Source organism: Paenibacillus sp. 01T424 (genome assembly GCF_056398745.1).
In genome coordinates, this window is sequence record NZ_JBFTPZ010000005.1 from 298,960 (window position 1) to 317,793 (window position 18,834).

At 42.6% G+C, this 18,834-nt stretch carries 11 protein-coding genes; all 11 read right to left on the reverse strand.

Going from position 1 to position 18,834, the window contains the following annotated elements; all coding sequences use genetic code 11:
- Nucleotides 1-369: 369 nt before the first annotated feature.
- Nucleotides 370-7,068 carry an InlB B-repeat-containing protein gene (locus AC1DPK_RS06950; protein WP_477509775.1) on the reverse strand — a complete coding sequence of 2,233 codons (6,699 nt, stop codon included), beginning with the start codon at nt 7,066-7,068 and terminating at the stop codon, nt 370-372.
- A gap of 197 nt (nt 7,069-7,265) precedes the next feature.
- Complete coding sequence (gene mglC / locus AC1DPK_RS06955; protein ID WP_477509776.1) at nt 7,266-8,285, reverse strand: galactose/methyl galactoside ABC transporter permease MglC; 1,020 nt, start codon at nt 8,283-8,285, stop codon at nt 7,266-7,268.
- Nucleotides 8,263-9,819: a sugar ABC transporter ATP-binding protein gene (locus AC1DPK_RS06960; RefSeq protein WP_441874861.1), complete on the reverse strand. Its 1,557-nt coding sequence runs from the start codon at nt 9,817-9,819 to the stop codon at nt 8,263-8,265. The genes mglC and AC1DPK_RS06960 overlap by 23 nt, the downstream gene beginning before the upstream one ends.
- A 78-nt stretch (nt 9,820-9,897) precedes the next feature.
- Nucleotides 9,898-10,926: a galactose ABC transporter substrate-binding protein gene (locus AC1DPK_RS06965; RefSeq protein WP_441874859.1), complete on the reverse strand. Its 1,029-nt coding sequence runs from the start codon at nt 10,924-10,926 to the stop codon at nt 9,898-9,900.
- A 140-nt stretch (nt 10,927-11,066) separates the two neighbouring features.
- Nucleotides 11,067-12,389: a helix-turn-helix domain-containing protein gene (locus tag AC1DPK_RS06970; RefSeq protein WP_477509830.1), complete on the reverse strand. Its 1,323-nt coding sequence runs from the start codon at nt 12,387-12,389 to the stop codon at nt 11,067-11,069.
- 406 nt (nt 12,390-12,795) lie between these two features.
- A complete protein-coding gene (gene bioC / locus AC1DPK_RS06975) occupies nt 12,796-13,662 on the reverse strand; it encodes a malonyl-ACP O-methyltransferase BioC (protein WP_477509777.1) in 867 nt (288 codons plus the stop codon).
- Nucleotides 13,652-14,410, reverse strand: coding sequence for an alpha/beta fold hydrolase (locus AC1DPK_RS06980; protein WP_441884021.1), 759 nt, complete (start codon nt 14,408-14,410; stop codon nt 13,652-13,654). The genes bioC and AC1DPK_RS06980 overlap by 11 nt, the downstream gene beginning before the upstream one ends.
- Nucleotides 14,407-15,585 carry an 8-amino-7-oxononanoate synthase gene (bioF, locus tag AC1DPK_RS06985; protein ID WP_441884018.1) on the reverse strand — a complete coding sequence of 393 codons (1,179 nt, stop codon included), beginning with the start codon at nt 15,583-15,585 and terminating at the stop codon, nt 14,407-14,409. The genes AC1DPK_RS06980 and bioF overlap by 4 nt, the downstream gene beginning before the upstream one ends.
- Nucleotides 15,586-15,598: 13 nt before the next feature.
- On the reverse strand, nt 15,599-16,597 hold the full coding sequence (gene bioB / locus AC1DPK_RS06990) for a biotin synthase BioB (protein ID WP_477509778.1): 999 nt from the start codon (nt 16,595-16,597) through the stop codon (nt 15,599-15,601).
- 5 nt (nt 16,598-16,602) lie between these two features.
- Nucleotides 16,603-17,349 carry a dethiobiotin synthase gene (gene bioD, locus AC1DPK_RS06995; protein ID WP_441884012.1) on the reverse strand — a complete coding sequence of 249 codons (747 nt, stop codon included), beginning with the start codon at nt 17,347-17,349 and terminating at the stop codon, nt 16,603-16,605.
- A 5-nt stretch (nt 17,350-17,354) separates the two neighbouring features.
- Nucleotides 17,355-18,677, reverse strand: a complete 1,323-nt coding sequence (gene bioA / locus AC1DPK_RS07000; RefSeq protein ID WP_477509831.1) for an adenosylmethionine--8-amino-7-oxononanoate transaminase — start codon at nt 18,675-18,677, stop codon at nt 17,355-17,357.
- Nucleotides 18,678-18,834 lie beyond the last annotated feature (157 nt).

An 18,834-nucleotide genomic window follows, 5' to 3' on the forward strand; every position in this document is an offset into this window, starting at 1 on the left:
TTGTTATAAGTGTAGAGGAATTTCACAGATTCATCCATGTATGCTTGTATCCACTACATGTATAATTGTACACATCATACGAGATATTTAATGAATATAATGGTAATTTAATGTATATAAGTACAATTGTTAGGAGTGTAGCGAGTAGTAGACTGGCCAATCTTTATCGTTCATGAGGTTATTGCCAAACACGCATCATTTTCTTCGATGCTATTTTTGACATCGCTTACAATCAGTGATATGCGAATAACCATTTATTAACAACACACCTTAATCAGTCTGCAAATTGAGCTCTATCTTCTCATACGTTTGGTTAAAAACACGTAGTCAGCTCACATGATGAGCTGACTACGTGTCATTCTTTATTGATTACGAATTAATCAGCTTAACAAAGCTCAATGCTCGCTTCAGCATGACAGCTGTCTGAGCACGGCTTGCTGTATCTTTTGGCGCAATCGTGGTTTCCGATTTGCCATTCATAATACCTGCATTTATTACGGCTTGAACTGCTTCACGGGCAAAGCCCGATAGCTGGTCTTGATCAGCAAAAGCAGCTAACGAAATGCTTGATGAATTCGATCCAACGCTTGTATCTCCTTGAACGAGATGAACAGCTTTCATAATCATAACAGCCATTTGCTCTCTAGTGATGAATGCGTCAGGATTGAACTTGTTGTTGCCTACTCCTTGTACTAACCCGTGCTGAACCGCTGTACTTACATCTGCGGCATACCATTTAGCAGTTGCTACATCGTCAAATACCTGATCAGCACCATTATTATTCAAGCCCAAGCTTCTTACTAGCAGCGATGCGAATTCTGCACGGGTCACTTTCCCTTCCGGATCATAAACTTGATTCGTTTTCCCATTTACGATCAGCTTAGACGCGAGTGTTTCTACATCCTTCTGTGCCCAGTGTCCGCGCATATCTTTGAATGTTTTATTGCCTTCAATGATGACATACATGCCATTCGAGTAATGCTTGATCGTTGCTACAGTCTTGCCATCCATAACGGTAAACACCGCTGGTACAAATCGAATGGCTCCCGTTTCAGGATCATATGATACGACCGTTGCTTCATTTAAATTGCGAATTACTTTGTCTACGGTTAAAGTACGCTCAATATAATCGATGGAATGATTATCGTATTCCGCATCTTTCGTTTTCAGCGTTGCTTTATAGTCGATAATGTCGCTTATACGCTTCATTCCATTGCCGGATAGGGCTGCATCCAATTGCTGCAACTTATCCTCGTTCGCTTTCACCATGCTTACAATTAATACAGCATCGGCATCTACTTTACCTTTCATATCCTTGCTGTTTAACATAGACACCGGCCATTCATAGCTTCCAAACTTGCTGCGGATCGATACGATCGAATCCGGCTTGTTCGCAGCTAATCCGCTCAAAGCGTCCAATGGAATTCTCACTTCATATCGTGTGTGATTTTCAGGAACATCAATCGTTAGAATGGTATCGGCTTGTTCTGCTTTTAAAAACTCCGCTGCCTTTTTGGCAAGTTGATTGCGATCAAGCGAAGCTGTCACGCTATTTAGTGCGGAATCAATCGTTAGCTCAGATTTCTTCGGCTCGTATAAAGCTGGGTTTTCACGGGCTGGTTCTGTTATACCACCACCGCTACCTCCGTTGTTTCCTCCGTCGGAAGTTTGATTAGTAATATTAACCGCTTTTTCAACTCGAACCTCTGATCCGTCCGTTGCAGTTGCGACTACTTTTACAGCTCCGTCCTTCACGGCAGTCAACAATCCATTTTGATCGATCGTTGCTTTGTTCGTTGCTGTTACGCCATCTGACTCATAGACAGTCCAAGCTACCTTCTTATTGGAAGCGTTCGTTGGCAATAGCTCTGCCGTCAACTTCAGGCTGCCGCCCTTCACATCAATTGCCGCTTTGCCACTTGCGCTAGTCAGGCTGATCGATTCTACCAACAAATTCGTAGATTCAGACTCCCACTTCGCATATAAGGTGATATCTTGTTCTGCTACTTTATCCGTTGCAAAATTCCATTGTTCCATCAATGCTTCATCTTTGTACCAACCAACGAACACGTAGTCTGCTTTTGTTGGTGCTGTTGGCTCTGTAAGTACGGAGTCTGGTTTGGCTTTAATACTTGCTACTTCGCTGCCGCCGTTACTATTAAAAGTAACTGAAATATCTTCAACTTCAGATTGATTCGTGATGACAATCGTTATCTCACCTCGAACCTCTGAGCCGTCCGTCGCGGTTGCGACTACTTTTACAGAGCCGTCCTTCACGGCAGTCAACATTCCGTTTTGATCGATCGTTGCTTTGTCCGTTGCCGTTACGCCATCTTCCTCATAGACAGTCCAAGCAACCATTTTGTTAGAAGCATTGGTTGGCAATAGCTCTGCCGTCAACTTCAGGCTGCCGCCTTTCACATCTATTGCTGCATTGCCAACCGCGCTAGTCAGGCTGATCGATTCTACCAATACATTCGTAGATTCAGATTCCCACTTCGCATATAAGGTGATATCTTGTTCTGCTACTTTATCCGTTGCAAAATTCCATTGTTCCATCAATGCTTCATCTTTGTACCAGCCGATGAAGATGTAACCTTCTTTTATCGGCGCTGCTGGTTCAGAAATCGGTGAATCAGGGTTTGCTTCAATGCTAGCTACACCACTACCACCATTACTATTGAATGTTACAGTGTACTTTTCTATTTGCGCTTCTCCAAATTGTGAGTAATCCCATTCCGATTGCCAATTCATTGAAATGCGTTTATTCTCACTGTCCAAGTGTATTGGGGACCAAATGTATCTGGAGTCACTCAAGTTTCCAGGATTCCAACGATCTGCCATAAAGATAAATTTATCTCTTACAATATTTCCGTTTTTATCTCTGTATGGCAGTACAAAAGTACTTTGACTCTCATGAGTAGTTCCTTTCCAATCATCCCAGAATGGATCGCCTTTATCTTCCCACCACCATGTTAATGGATGTCCTGTAATATGATATTTAGCAGGATTTGGGTTCCAGCCTGTTAAACCAGATGTTATTGAATAATACGTATCATCTTGTTTAAATAATGTTGGAGCTTCTCTACCATTGCTATGAGCTTTCGCCCAAATCGCATTTCCATGTTCCTCACGAGCTGGTTGTGTATAAGTATCATCCAGTTTTAGAACGATGGTTGTCCCATTTCCTTCGGATGAATAGATCAAATATGCTGTTTTATCCTCATCAACATAAAGGGTCATATCGCGGAGCATACCATCTCCTTCACCCCTTTTGTCAGGATCCCATCCATCATTTGGCATTCTCTCAATATCAAGCACTTTAAACGGACCTATCGGTGATTTACTTACAGCTACACCACCTGATGCTGTCCAATATTTACCCGACATTGGACCGTCATGATGCCACCACATGACATAATTATCATATTTCTCGTTGTAAACAACTTTTGGTCGTTCCACAACTTTATCCCAATTGAACAGCCCGTATAATCTTTGTTTCTCTTCGATAGAAGTATCTTTATATAGTGCATTCAAATCAGCAATTTGTTCCCGTGTATTATGTTTTTTAAGTGTTTGAACTGGTGATTTCATGTTACCAGCGAAATTATAAAAACGTTTTTCCACTCCATTTTCCGGAATGAAATTCCAATCATCAAGCTTCCCATAATTTTGTTCTTGTCGCCAAGATTCGAATCCTACTCCCGATTCCTTATATGATTCATCATCTTCATGAATATACATTGGAATGTTAGAAGCATCCGTCAATCCATCGTATGTTCGATCACCAAGAGACGGATTATTAAATACCGGCAATACAACACCTTCATTTTTCCAATTATAAAGGTCAGTAGATGAGTAAGCATGTACACCTGTCATCGGAACATAACCAGCACCCATGTTCGATTCCGTTTTATCTTCTCCGTACCAATAGTATTTTTTAGTGTTTTCGTCATATATAATACCTCCGCCATGCGCCTGAATTGGCACACCGTCAGTATCTAGCCACACTTCACCATTTTTGATGGAGCTTACATGACCAAGATTAGAATAGAAATTATAATATTCATTAAGCCAGTAATTATAATGTTCTAGTGATTCTAACGTTAGATGCTCTGTATCTTCGAGTTCATTTAAATAATTGTCCATAATATTTCTTACATATGGAACCATATCTTCGTAAAGAGTGACCAACTTTTCCTTAGCAATTTGAACTATACTCGTATCAATGTCCGCAACATTTTTTTGATAAACAGCCAAATCGCCAATCGATAAAGTAGAGCTGTTGCCGCCAGTTTTGATAACTTGAATAGCTACATAACGTGCATTTTTTGAGGGGAAGGTTGCGGATTGATCATAATCTTTTCCTGTATCAAGACCGCCGACGGCTGCCAACTCAAAATGTTGATCCAATTCACTTTGTGTACCTGTTAATTCAACGTTTGACAAATCTTTATCGCTTGTATAAATTTTGAATTGTCTAATACGACCGTTTTCTTTATCTTTACCTTGTCTCGGTGTGTAGAGGATTTGACTTATATCTTTTCTGCTTTTATTCAAGTCAAGAACGATATAGTCGCCTGCTAGGTATTTACGGCCCCAATCTTCCCAATTCGTTTCATAAAATGTATCTCGATTACCATCTAACATGCTTTCTACAGGTGTGCTCCAGTGTGCTTCTGGGGCGTATTTTACTGTGATCCCTTCAACTAGGAAACTATCTCTCTGCAAATTAACCATTTCATCATTAATTTGATTAGTCGTACGATTCATTTCTTCTTGCGTGGATGAATCCGATCTCATTAATGCATTGCCAGCTTCAACATATTGTTTCAAAAGCTCTAATAGATTTTCATCTTTATTCGAAGTTGCAATAAATTGTTCAGCATCTGTTATTGCTTTTGCAAGTTGCTCTGAATTTAGTTTAAAATTTGAATCCCTGTACAAATTGATTTCAGCAGCAGATGCAAACTGTGTGCCAGTATCACTTTGCGATGCTAGTGCTTTGAATTTAATATGAGTCGCATCGACGGGAGTAAAGGTTGCTGTTTTTATTGCTTTGTTAGCATCCCATGTTCCTTCTGCAATTTTATTAAAATTCACACCGTCAATACTTGCTTCAATTTCAAACTTAGTAACTGTACCATTCGTATCTGTGTCTTGTCTTGGTGTATATTCCAGTTTGTTAATGCCTTTGTACAGTTTGTCTAATTCATAAGTAATAGAGTGCGGTGGATCTTGATAGCCATCGCCCCATGGCGTATGCCATTTTGTATTTACATCACCGTCTATGGTAAGCTCCGGACCTTCTCCAGTTTGTGCGCTGCTCGCCGAAGCCCTCATCAACTGTTGTGGTATAACACCTATAACACCATCAGACAACATTGCCTTGAATTTGAGGCTGATTTCAACAATTGCATCAGAAATTTGTTCATTGCTGCCAGATTGAAGAGCATCGTCAGCTTTTGTAATTAGCGCTTCCAACTCTTCAATATCCGGGTTATCTTCATTCAAGGTTGCTTTATGTTGTTCAATACTTACCTTTAAATCATTTAATATCTGTGTAACGTCTGCTTCTTGGCCTTCGACGTACTGAGCATTTTTGATTACAAAAGTTGTAATTGATTTTCCTTCCACATTTGCATAAAGCTTAGTTCCTAAAACTTCTAATTTACCTTCCTGTAAATCTTTTTCTGATGTTGTCACATAAGTGGATACTTCACTTCCCGGCTTTGCAAACTTGGAAAGATCAAATGACAATTGTCTGCTGCCTTGATCCGGGTTACGATAAACGATAACCGTTTCCCCCGTCCCTTCGTTATAAGCCGTTAGTGTCTTTCCATCAGCGTCGCTATTCTCAAAAAATTTCGAGCCTTGCGGAATGAATTTACTAAATTGCGCCATCGCGTAATATTTTTTCGTATACCACCATTGTTCAGTATCAAAATCAGCATGAATCAGACCCCAGTTCATATTCTCCTTGTCTGATTGCATATTTTGTTCGCTTTCAATAGCTTGCCAAATTACCCATGCCTGCGGTTCAAACCATTTAATATCCACCATAATTTGATCAGCCAGCGCTAATGCTGGTTCGATATCATCATGATTATGAGCAATACCGCCTGGTCCTAAATCAACTTCTGACATCCATAGCTTTTTATTTTCCTGTTCGGCAAGCTGACGAACCTCATATCTTTTTGAACCTCCATAAGCATGAACGTTCATTTGAGAAATGCTGTTTTTTGCATCGTCATTATAATGGCTCCAATTTTCCAGGAAAGTATCGATTACGGATTCTTCCATTGCTGAAATGCCAACATTATTCAATCCTTTTTCATTCAGCTTTTGTCGAGCTTCCCAAATAATCCATGACTGCGCCCAAGGATCCCAATGCGAGCCTTCCTGACGATTGAAAGCACCCCAGTAATTTGTATTGGGCTCGTTAATTGGTGAAAGAGTATCGAACTCTATTCCAAAATCATCATTATAATGTTTGACTACCTCTGCTAAATATTCCGCGAAATCATCATAATAATCTTCTTTTAAGTTATTCTCCCAAGCATTATGATTACCAGCAGTACAACCACTGTGGGTCATATAGTATGGCGCAGAATTGGAAAACGCTTCCATAATTAGTTCTGGTTTACGTTTCAATGCTTCCTGCAACCACCAACGCTGTTTTTCATCACGATTAATATCAAAATGACCCTCTTCCGTTGAAAAGCCTTGAATATCAGCGCCTTCACGCATATGATTGTGAGTCGGATCATCGCCACCGCCAATGTTGTAGCGGGCAATATTATAATTAAGTCCCTCTTTGCCATATAATGCATCCACCAAATCATTTTTCGCTTGCTCGCTTTCCCAGCCGCCAGTAGCATTAGCAAACCATATTAATGAAGTTCCCCAACCATCCCATACTTTCTTCATCTTGTCTGGACTTAACTTAATTTCAGTTGCACTTGGTGCTGCCGAGACAGCATTCGGCAAACCAACGAACATCGATCCTACTAGCGAAAATGCCAAGCAGGACACCAACATTTTTTTTGCACGTTTTTTAATACCCAATTTCAACCCTCCCAAAAATAGTAGCATCCTAAAGCAACACTTTTTTTATAAATCCTCTGTTACCTAAAGGAATGTATGCCTTTAATAGCCATGGCAATCGCCAAGGCTGCATGTGATAAACATTCCTTTGAATCATCATGTACTTGCCAATAAGCAATACATTCATCACCTCCTTTTTAATACGTTGAATGTACAAACTATTTTTTTGCCATATATTTTCGAATATCAAAAGCTACGGCTGCAACTATAATGAGTCCCTTAATAATTAATTGATAATAGGGACTAACACCGATATACGTTAATCCGTAGTTAATAACACCAAAGATTAATACGCCTGCTGCTACGCCTTGGATTTTGCCCACCCCGCCAGCAGTTGACACCCCGCCAACTACGCATGCCGCAATGGCATCTAATTCATACATGTTTCCGTAGTTATTCGTAGCTCCTCCTGTTCGGGCTGCTTCAAGTACACCAGCAAGACCATACAACGCTCCCGAAATGGCATAAATATAAATCAGATTTCGAGCGACATTAATGCCGGAAACATGTGCCGCATGGACGTTTCCTCCAATTGCATACATGTTTTTTCCCAGTCGAGCCTTATTAAATACGACCCAACAGATAAGTGCTACAGCGAGCGCAATAAGCACAATATACGGGATCGTATAGCCGCCTCCAAGATCGATATATCCCGAACCCCACACTTTAAAATCATCTCGAAGACCGCCAATCGGCTGCGATTGATTCGGCTTCATATCGAAATAAAGGCTATTGATACCGTAGATTCCTACCATTGTTCCTAACGTAGCAATAAAAGGTGGAACATGAAGTTTTGCTACGATAAAACCGTTTATTAATCCAACAAGCAAACCAACTATAATGCCTATTAAAATCGGAGCTATTACCCAAAGCTGCGGCAAGTCCGGGTAAAATCGGTTGGCATACGTATCTATTTGCAGCATCGATGCCGAAATAACTGCCGTTAGCCCAACAACTCGTCCAGATGACAAATCTGTACCGCCTGTAATAAGAATAAATGCCGCACCAATTGCAATAATTAGCTTAGTCGAAGACTGCTGCAATATATCTCTAAGCGTAGAAAAGGCTAGAAAGTTAGGATCTGCCACCGCGATGCCAATTACAATCAAAATCAACACCACGAAAATCGCTCGTTGCATTAAATAGTCTTTCACTTTAAACAGTAATTGCGTGTTCATTACGTTTACCCCCTGATACGACCGAACGTTGCTGCGCAGCTAGGCGCATAATTTCTTGCTCTGTTACTGACTTGCCCTCCACAATGCCTGTCAATTTGCCTTCGCTCATGACCATAATTCTGTCAGACATCCCAAGCAGTTCAGGCATTTCCGAGGAGATCATAATAATGCTTTTCCCTTGCTTCGCAAGCTCGGTAATTATCGTATAAATTTCAAATTTAGCGCCAACATCAATACCACGAGTAGGCTCATCAAGCAGCAATATATCTGGTTCTGTAAGCAGCCATCTTGCCAAGAGTACTTTCTGCTGATTTCCCCCTGATAAATAACGAATTTGTTGATGAACAGACGGTGTCTTTGTTCCAAACTTTTCAACATTATCCGCCGCGTCAACTCGTCCTTTTCTTTCATTCAACAGCCCAAATTTATTTTGGTAACGAGACAAATTCGCGATAATCGTGTTCTCATAAACCGATAACACTGGAAAAATCCCTGTTACTCGCCTTTCTTCGGTTAGAAGCGCAATTTTATTCTTTTTCGCTTCAGAAGGTGTTTTTAAATTCACTGGCTTCCCGTTTATGGAGATTTTTCCGGAAACTACGCTCCGTAGTCCAAACAAGGCTTCAATCAGCTCTGTTCGTTGAGCGCCAACCAAGCCACCTAAGCCGAGAATTTCCCCTTTCTTCAGCTCAAAGCTAATATCCTGAAACGACTTGGGATTAGGCGACGATAGACCTTCCACCTTCATCATTGTGCCGCCAGGCATATTCTTTCGTGCAGGAAAGCGTTCTTTCAAATCACGACCGACCATTCTTGTAATAATGAGGTCTGTCGTTAGCTCACTTGAAGGCCAAGTTCCAACATAATGACCATCACGCATGATCGTCACTTCATCAGAGATGCGCAAGATTTCTTCCATTTTGTGAGAAATATAAATAATAGATACACCGCGTTTACGCAAACTATTGATAATGTTGAATAGCTGTTCAACCTCGTTGCCAGTCAAAGAGGATGTTGGCTCATCCATTACGATGAGCTTTGAGTGAAAAGAAACCGCTTTCGCAATTTCCAGCGTTTGAATTTTTGAAACAGACAGCGTCCCCGTGCGCACTCGAGGATCTATATCGACCTCAAGATCTTTGAATAAATGCAATGTGTCTTCGTACATTTTCTTTTCATGAATAAACTTAATCGGACCAAAACCTATTTCCGGAAACCGACCAAGCCAAATATTTTCCATTACATTACGATGCGGTACGGGATGAAGCTCTTGATGAATCATGGAAATTCCATTTTTCAGTGCCTCTTTAGAGTTATGAATCGTTGTTTTATGACCATTTATAAAAATCTCACCTTCATCCGGTCTATATATGCCGAACAAGCACTTCATTAGCGTTGATTTCCCAGCCCCGTTTTCACCCATAAGAGCATGTACAGTTCCTGGTTTCACCTTTATTGTTGCGTTGCTGAGCGCTTGTACCCCTGGAAAGCCCTTCGAAATTCCTCGCATTTCCAGAACATAATGCTGCTCCATTTCATATCCTCCCATCAAAAACCAATAAATAAGTTAGGAGGAAACAGCGGGATACCGCTTTCCCTCATCTTTATTTCATTATTCCGCGTCTGCAATGTTCGCATTTGTGATTTTCTTGTAAGCGATCCATACATATTTATCATCTGTGATTTCAAAACCAATATTTTCTTTTGTTGGCGTCTCCCCTTTGGAAAGCGCAGTAGCAATCGCAACAGATGCTGCTCCTTGGTTTTTCGCGTCATTCAGCACCGTACCCAGCATGGTTCCGTCCTTCAAGGCTTGAATAGCAGGAGCTGTTGCATCTACACCAACAACCGGAATATACTTATCACCTTTGAAGTAACCCGATGCTTTCAACGCTTCAATCGCGCCAAGCGCCATATCATCATTATTAGAAAGAACTGCTTCGATTTTATCTCCATTTGATGCTAGAAATGCTTGCATTTTTTCTTGCCCTTTGACTCGGTCCCACATCGCTGTATCTTTAGCAAGCTCTTCAACCTCTATGCCTGCGTCCACAATAGCCTCAACAGAATACTTTGTACGAAGCTCCGCGTCTTGATGCCCTGGCTCACCAGTTAACATCACGTATTGCAGCTTGCCGTCACCGTTCTTATCCGCGCTTGGGTTTTCTTTCCAATAATCGCTAATTAATTGCCCCGAAATCGTTCCTGAATCCTCTGCTCTAGCACCGACGTAGTATACCTTATCCCATTTTTCCATATCTTCCGCAATCGGCTCGCGATTTAAGAATACGACTGGCATATTAGCTTCTTTTGCTTTATCGATAATGACGCCTGCAGCTGTACGATCAACTGGATTAATAATAAGCGCATCGTACTTTTTCGAAATAAATAGATCCACCTTCTCATTTTGTGTTGGTTGCGAGTTTTGGCTGTCCACAACATCTAATTTCGCTCCGTTTTTCGCTGACTCCAGCATTGCATTGCGCACACCCGTCATAAAGGTATCATCAAATTTGTAAATAGCTGCTCCGATCTGTATGCTATCCTTTTTTTCTCCCTCTGTATTTCCTCCATCGTTGCTGCATGCTGCAGCCGTCAACATCATACCTGTCAGTAACGCAAGAACCCATTTCTTTTTCATCCAAAATTCCCCCAAATTCATTTTTTAACTTCTCGACCTATTATGTAGAAGAATGATTGTTATTCGAACCCACAATTCTCACGTCTTGTCTGGAAATTCTAATCTATTGTTGTAAATCTGATATGGTGTGTAACGATGAATCACTCATATTTCACTAGGGATTCTGTAATTCTACTCCGATACTCCGTTAGCGAAATCCCGACATGCTTCTTAAAGCAAAAACCCAAATATTTAGGATCGGTTATCCCGACGCGATCTGCAATCTCAGAAGCTTTAAGCTCTGTAAGACGCAGCATTTGCTTAACAGCCTCTATCCGGATGTGCATGACATATTGTCCATAGGTTAGTTTTACTTCTTTTTTAAATACACGACTGAAATAACCTGTACTAATGTGTAGGAATGAGCAAACCTCTTGAATGGATAAATCTGGATTCATAAAATGATCTTTCGTATACTGAATGGCTTCTTCGACAATATCTTTATATACATGCTTCCGCTGGCTGGAAATCTTCCTCATCATTTCAATGCATATATCAAAAACCCAACGTTTTGCCTCTCTTAAACCTGGCAATCTATACATTTCTGCATGCAGTTGAATACTTGTACCTAACAGTCCATCAAGATCAATATCAGCCTCTTTCGCTGTACGCAATATTACCGTCAATACCTCAAATAAATAGATTTGAATATCCTGCAAAGCAAAATTACTTTCAAACAGTTCATCGAATATTGTATCAACTGCGTCAGAAAGCTCTTCGGCCGTCCCCATCTTCAAGCTGTTCCTTAAAGCTTGCCCCTTCAGTTCGTCGAATCGAAGTTGCTCACTCTCATAATCTTCAATATTGTGAAAATAGATAACCTTCTTGGACCCCATAACAAGACGATAGTCTAGTGCAATAAGCGTTTCTCGGTAAGAATGATGTACATCGGCAATATCTGAAACACGCGATCCAACACCAATCGTGACATTCAGCTTCAGCTCTTGCACAATCTGCTCAAGAACATCCGACAGTGCTGCTTGCATAATCGAAAACCAATGCTCCTTGTGCTGTCCATTATCGATAGCCAGCAAAGCAATGCTTTCTTGATAAATAAACACTTTCCCAAGCGAATTGATGTCCCATACTTCTCGCGTTCTATTCAAAACAGCTTGAATCATATAATCCACACCACGCGACTGTCTTAACAAGGAAGAGGAGTATTCTTTTGATTCTTCCGTAGGATAAAGAGCGATGAGCGCTACAACATACTGAGAGCCGCGCAGCTGAATATCATAATTCATTGATTTTTCTTCAATTTGCTGGCTTGTCAGTTTTCGGGTAAGCAGCGATGCTAGAAATGATTCCTGAAGCACAGGCATACTTGTTCGATAATGATCTTGCAAAATTCGAAAGTATTCAGAATGCTCTTCGTTCTTCTTCATTTCTTTTGCTATGTCTGACTCTTCATCCACAAGAAGCATATTATTCAAACGAATCCCCTCCAATTTAAACAAGATGCGTCATGAATTTTTTACAATTTCATCATATCACCCTATAAAATCAGGCCTTATGACAAACTTTATACGTTTTTGTCCTTTTCATTGCCTATCCGAAAATGCTTACATTTTGTGTTGGTATTATTTTTAGATTTTGTTTTTTTATTGGTTCGCAGCTATGCTCAGCTTTCTAATGAGCAGTATTTTACTCCGATGGATTTATTGAAAAATAATTAATAATCGCTAGAAATAGCTTGGAAAAAGGTAATAAACCCATTCTTGATGAATATGGATTTAAACCTAAAGCTCATAAAAAAGCAGCCCCGTCTATAACATGGAATACCATGTTCTAGACGGGGCTGCTTTTTTTAAACTTTGTGATTTTACTTATTTACTCATTTGCCAATGCTTGAATCAATAGAAGTTCATAACTGGCAGCAACGCCTCCTTGCATGCTGAACTTCTCCTCGTATTCCTTATACATGTTGGCAAACAACCGCCTCGAACTGAGACCTCGCTTCGTATTAGCCTCTGAAGTGCTAGCTCCCATCGCTTTTACCGAGTGAAGAAAGTCTCTTGCTGAAGCATACTTTTCCGTCTGAATGAAGCTTTCAGATTGAATACTAGAAAAACCAGATTGAATGAGCAAGCTGCTCCATTCATTTGTCGATAGAAACCAAAGTCCGTGCCGCTGCGGCTCGACTGCACTGGCTCGATAAGCTTCGTTAAAAGCATAATGCATCTCGCAAAATGTAGCAGGTCCGAATGTCGTGAATATGAGCAAGCCTCCAGGACGAAGCATGCGCCGAAGGTGACCAAATGTTTGCCTTGAATTGCTCAGCCACTGAAAACAGGCGTTGGAGACGATGAGATCATAAGAGGATTCCTGAGCATCTTCTCCCCATACTTCAACATCCGCCTGAATAAAGCTTATACGCTCTGAAGTGTTTTTTAGGATGCCATCACGGTTCGCTTCATTTGATAATACACGTTGTTCAGCCAGCTTGATCATGGCGGGAGCAATATCAAGTGCTGTAATACTTGCACTAGGCCATTCATGAACTAGAATCTCAGTCAATGTCCCCGTGCCGCAGCCGATCTCAAGAATCTTGGGCTCGGCCATGTTGCGTTTGTTCTTCCACCCAATGAATGCTTTCGCAAGGTGATCTGACATCCTACGCTGAACATGAGCATGAGCGTCATACGAATTTGCACTGCGGTTAAATTGACGTCGGATATCATTTATCCTACTGATCATGCCACCATCTCCTCAGTTCATTAGCTATTTGGTCTTCCCTTCCTAAGAAAGAGGCATGCCCGCAGGCTGGCATCGTGAATAACGTTGCTTTTGGCAACTGGGTCATAAGCTCCACTGCCGCGCCGTAAGGACAAATACGATCATCAGACCCATGCACAATAAATACCGGGCAAGTGATGCTCTTTAGTTGAGACAAACAATCCTCGCTTCGCAAAATTTGAAGTCCTGCGATTAACGCTGGGGTTGTCCAGCTGCCGATCGTGGATAGGCTTTCGTCTAGAATGACTTCCCTTTCTGCATCCGAAAACATGAGCTCTCGGAATCTTGATTCTACCCCTTGTCGGTCCTGTTTGAGCCCTGTAATCATCTTCCTAACATATATATCTGCAAAGCCGAGATCAGACTCACCTTTTGATCGAGTAAATCGAGCAGTTGCTCCGAACAACACAAGACCATCAGCAAACCCTTTTGCCGCGAGTCTTAGTGCAAGTAAACCGCCAAGAGACCAACCTCCGATTAACAACGGACCATGATCAGCCATCGTCTTGTCTACTGCCATTTCAGTCAGGAGCAGCATTTTCTCTGGAGAATCGGCATCACTGTAATCAACAGAAACATGATGAAAATCCGGAAGAAACTCACGAATCCGATCGAAAACCGTATCTGGCATACTCCATCCGCATAACCATAAAATAGTGCCGCTTGTCTGTCGCTTAAGTTTCACTGATTCGCTATCCAATGTAATCATGGACTCAGCACTCCTAGTCGAAGTCCGATTGAATGAATGCGTGCGGCTGCATTTAACAACTCCTTATCTGTATGAACTGCTGACAAGGAAAAGCGAATACGCGCTGTTCCATCAGGTACAGTAGGTGGACGGATGGCAACCGCTGTGATTCCCTCTTCTTCAAGAGCTTCGCTGAAGCGTAAAGCCATATCGTTAGAGCCTACGATTAAGGGTACAATTTGGGAATTTCCGGAACCGATGTTAAACCCCGCATCACTAAGGAAGGAACGAAATAATCTGCTTGCTGCATAAAGCCTTTCTCGACGCCAGTGTTCCTCTTTTACTAAAACTAACGCCTTTGAAATACCAGCAACGATTGAAGGAGGCAGCGCAGTTGAATATAGGAGTGGTCTAGCCTTATTCACAAGCCATCGTATTAGCAAGCGGCTGCCACAAATATAAGCGCCATAAATACCGAACGATTTACTGAATGTTCCCATATGAATATCAATGTCATTCTGCAATCCGAATTCATGGCACAATCCTTCGCCTCGCCCTCCGTAGATCCCCCCACTATGTGCCTCATCCACCATAAGCATCGCTCCGTACTCCTGTTTGAGCGCAACAAGTTCACGCAATGGTGCCATGTCGCCATCCATAGAGAAAATAGCGTCTGTAACGATCAGCTTACGCCGTTTATCACGATACTTATTTAATAGCGTACGTAAATGTTCCATGTCGTTATGGCGATACCGGGCGTGCTCCGCACGGCTGAGTACAATGCCGTCCACCATACTCGCGTGGTTCAACTGATCGCTAAAAACAACATCTCCTCGCCCTACAAGTGCACTAATCACACCAGAATTAGCCATATAACCATTTGCAAAAACTAACGCTGCTTCACAGTTTTGCCAATCCGCTAGTTCTTCTTCTAGACAACCATAAGGTAATCGGTTGCCTGTCACATGGCGTGATGCACCTGAACCAGCTCCTTCAGTGAGCAAGGTCTCACGCATCACTTCAAGTATGGCCGGATGCTGGGCAAGTCCAAGGTAGTCATTAGAGGACAAATTGAGCAATGTTCGTTCTCCGCGCATCGTATAACCAGGTGATCCGAATACAGAGCTAGTTATACGCAAAGAACGCTCCCTCGAAACATCAGCCAATAATTCTAGTTCTTCTTCCATCCATTTCATAGTCGGCACCGCCTTAAAGGGCAATTAACTCAATCTCAAAGCCCAAATCCTCAATAATTTGATGATCAGCTGATATGTCTTGGCCTGCTGTCGTTAAATAATCCCCCACAAAAAGTGAATTCGCGGCGAAAAGAGATAAAGGCTGCAGCGTAAGTAGGTTGACCTCTCGGCCGCCTGCCACACGGATTTCTTTAGAAGGACATATGAAACGAAACAGTGCTAGTACCTTCAACGCTTTCATCGATGGCGTGCGACCTGCGTGTTCCAGTGGTGTTCCCGGTATTGCATTCAGAAAATTGATTGGAATTGAATCCGCATCTAGTTCGCGCAGCGCATAAGCCATTTCGACAATTTCCTGATTTGTCTCACCCATGCCGATAATGACGCCAGAGCAAGGGGACATGCCGTATGTCTTTACTTTTTCCACAGTTTCAACGCGTTGATCATAAGTATGGGTCGTCGTGATGGAAGGGTAGTTGGCTTTACTGGTGTTCAAGTTGTGGTTGTATCGATGTAGGCCTGCTTCAGCAAGTCGCCTGGCTTGATCATCCCCAAGAATACCCAAACATGCGCAAATTTTTAGAGGCATCGTTTCACGAATTTCTTTTACTGCAGCCACCACTTGGTCTAGCTCCCTGTTAGTTGGGCCTTTCCCGGACGCAACAATACAATAGGTTCCAGCTTTACGCGCCATCGCCTCACGTGCACCTGAAAGCAATGTGTCTTTATCAAGCAGAGAGTATTTTTTAACTGGGGCCGTCGAAACAATCGATTGCGAGCAATAGCCGCAATCCTCGGGGCAAAGGCCGCTTTTGGCGTTGATGATCATATTCAGCTTCACTTTTTTACCGTAAAAATGTTTTCTCACCGTAAACGCTGCTTGCATGAGCAGCAGCAGCTCATCATCGTCGGCTTCAAGCACTGCGAGCCCCTCATCTAGCGTTAAGCATTCTCCATGCAATGCTTTTCTGGCAAGCGATTGCCAATCCGTCTCTACTTTAATTGTTTTCATCTCTATCATCCTCCTATGGGTTTAACTGCAAGTGCCTCTCTAATAGGCGCGAATTGTATGGATTTTTGTAAGGTATGTATCAGCATGTGTGTAGTCTCTTCGGTATGCAAACGAGGAAACCGACCGAGAACTTTAAGACCGCTAAATTGTTCAATTAGTTGTGCATTCGTAGCAACACTCGGATCGTCATCTGTTTCCGTTAATTCACCATCGTTCAGTATAACGCCAACAATAGGAACCCCCCGATTTTGAAGGAAAGAAGCAGTCAGAAGTGTGTGGTTAATTGTCCCGAGGCTGGAACGGGCTACAATTAGAGCAGGAATCCGAAGCTCCGCAATGAGATCCACCATGAGGGTGCCATCGGTCAGTGGCACAGCGACGCCGCCAGCCCCTTCGATGAGCAGTGCTTCATAATGTTTTGTGAGCGGTAAACCAGCGGCAATTAGCTCCTTAATCGTAAGCATCACACCAGCCTGCTTAGCTGCGAGCATTGGCGCAAGTGGAGCTTCGAATGTAAATGGCGCGACTGCCCCAGGCTGTTCGTTTATTCCCGTGCTTCTTATCAGCCGCTCAGCATCGGTAAGACCGCTGCCAAGAGGAGCACCGGTTTGAATCGGCTTCCAGACACCAGCATTCATTCCTTCAGCACGGAGCATAGCGGTAATGGCTGCCGTTATAACCGTCTTCCCGACGGCTGTATCTGTACCTGTCACAAATAATCCGCGTATCGAATCATCGTTAAAAATGTTCAAAGAACTCATTCCCCTTCGGTGACGTGAAGTATCGATTCCATCAAAATATTTGTCATGGCATCCAGTTCAGCAACATTACTCGAGAGCGGAGGAATAAAGACGATCACATTGCCGAGCGGCCTTGTTAGCATTCCTAGCTCCCTTGCCCGCAAGGTTGTGCGAACTCCAATTCGATCTGCCCAGTCATACGGCTCACGTGAAACCTTGTCGCGTACGAGCTCTATTCCAATCATTAGTCCCTTTTGCCGGATTTCACCGACATGCTGGCAATCCTTTAGCGCTGCGAGCTTTCGCTGGACAAACGATGCCTTTGCTCTTACTCCCTCGATCATATTGCGCTCTTCAAACAACTTTAAGCTTGCCAAAGCAACGGCACAGCCAATCGGGTTACCGGTATAGGAATGACCGTGGAAAAATGTTTTCTGCTCTTCGTAATCAGCATAAAACGCTTCATACACCTCGTCAGTTGCAAGTGTCGCTGCTACAGGCAAATACCCACCGGTCAGCCCTTTGCCAATCACCATCAAATCAGGCGAAACATCTTCGAGATTACAAGCGAACATCGCGCCTGTCCGACCGAAACCAGTCGCCACCTCATCAGCAATGAGCAGTACGCCATACTCACGGCACAGCGCAGCCATCTGGCGTAAACAGCCTGAAGGCATAACGATAATTCCCCCAGCCCCTTGCACAATCGGCTCCACAATAAGTGCCGCGATTTCATCCGACTTTGTCTCAAGCAAATGACGCAGTGACGCTAACGTATCTTCCAGTGCCTGCGCCTCACCGCCTGCATGACGATAAGCATAGGGATATGGAATGGTGTAAGAAGAAAATAACATGGGGCGAAAAGTGTCATGATACAGAGGAATGGCACCGACGCTCACCGCACCAATTGTATCGCCATGGTACGCTTGGTTCATCGTTACAAACTTCGTCTTACCTCGTATCCCCTTGTTATGCCAGTATTGAAATGCCATTTTGATCGCGATCTCGACACCGGTTGCTCCTGAATCGGAGTAAAATACTTTGTTTAGTCCTTCCGGAGTAATTTCCACCAATTTTTCTGCAAGCTCAATTGCCGGAACATTAGCCATACCAAGAAGGGTGGAATGGGCCACTCGCCCTAATTGTTCTGTAATCGCCTGATTTAGCTCCGGCACATTGTGTCCATGTACGTTAAGCCAGACGGATGAGAAACCGTCATAATATGCGCGTCCTTGGACGTCATATAGCATGATGCCTTCTCCGCGTTCAATAATGAGTGGATCAGCGTTATTGTAATCTTTCATTTGAGTAAATGGATGCCATAAGTGGTTCTTATTCATGGCAGCAAGCCGTTCGAAATCTGTTATCACAAATGATCACCATCCATTATTTTTAATTGTTAACCTATAATAATTAATTTAGGTTAACAATCGGATTTTGCTATTCTAGCAGACCTGCACTCCCCTGTAAAGAGAATACAAAATGAAAGATTAAAGA

What these genes read in the sequence shown, in the direction of transcription:
- AC1DPK_RS06980 (WP_441884021.1), bottom strand. Translation starts at nt 14,410, where the DNA reads ATGATTACATTGGATAGCGAATCAGTGAAACTTAAGCGACAGACAAGC.
- bioB (WP_477509778.1), bottom strand. Translation starts at nt 16,597, where the DNA reads ATGAAAACAATTAAAGTAGAGACGGATTGGCAATCGCTTGCCAGAAAA.
- bioC (WP_477509777.1), bottom strand. Translation starts at nt 13,662, where the DNA reads ATGATCAGTAGGATAAATGATATCCGACGTCAATTTAACCGCAGTGCA.
- AC1DPK_RS06970 (WP_477509830.1), bottom strand. Translation starts at nt 12,389, where the DNA reads ATGCTTCTTGTGGATGAAGAGTCAGACATAGCAAAAGAAATGAAGAAG.
- bioF (WP_441884018.1), bottom strand. Translation starts at nt 15,585, where the DNA reads ATGAAATGGATGGAAGAAGAACTAGAATTATTGGCTGATGTTTCGAGG.
- mglC (WP_477509776.1), bottom strand. Translation starts at nt 8,285, where the DNA reads ATGAACACGCAATTACTGTTTAAAGTGAAAGACTATTTAATGCAACGA.
- AC1DPK_RS06960 (WP_441874861.1), bottom strand. Translation starts at nt 9,819, where the DNA reads ATGGAGCAGCATTATGTTCTGGAAATGCGAGGAATTTCGAAGGGCTTT.
- bioA (WP_477509831.1), bottom strand. Translation starts at nt 18,677, where the DNA reads ATGAATAAGAACCACTTATGGCATCCATTTACTCAAATGAAAGATTAC.
- AC1DPK_RS06965 (WP_441874859.1), bottom strand. Translation starts at nt 10,926, where the DNA reads ATGAAAAAGAAATGGGTTCTTGCGTTACTGACAGGTATGATGTTGACG.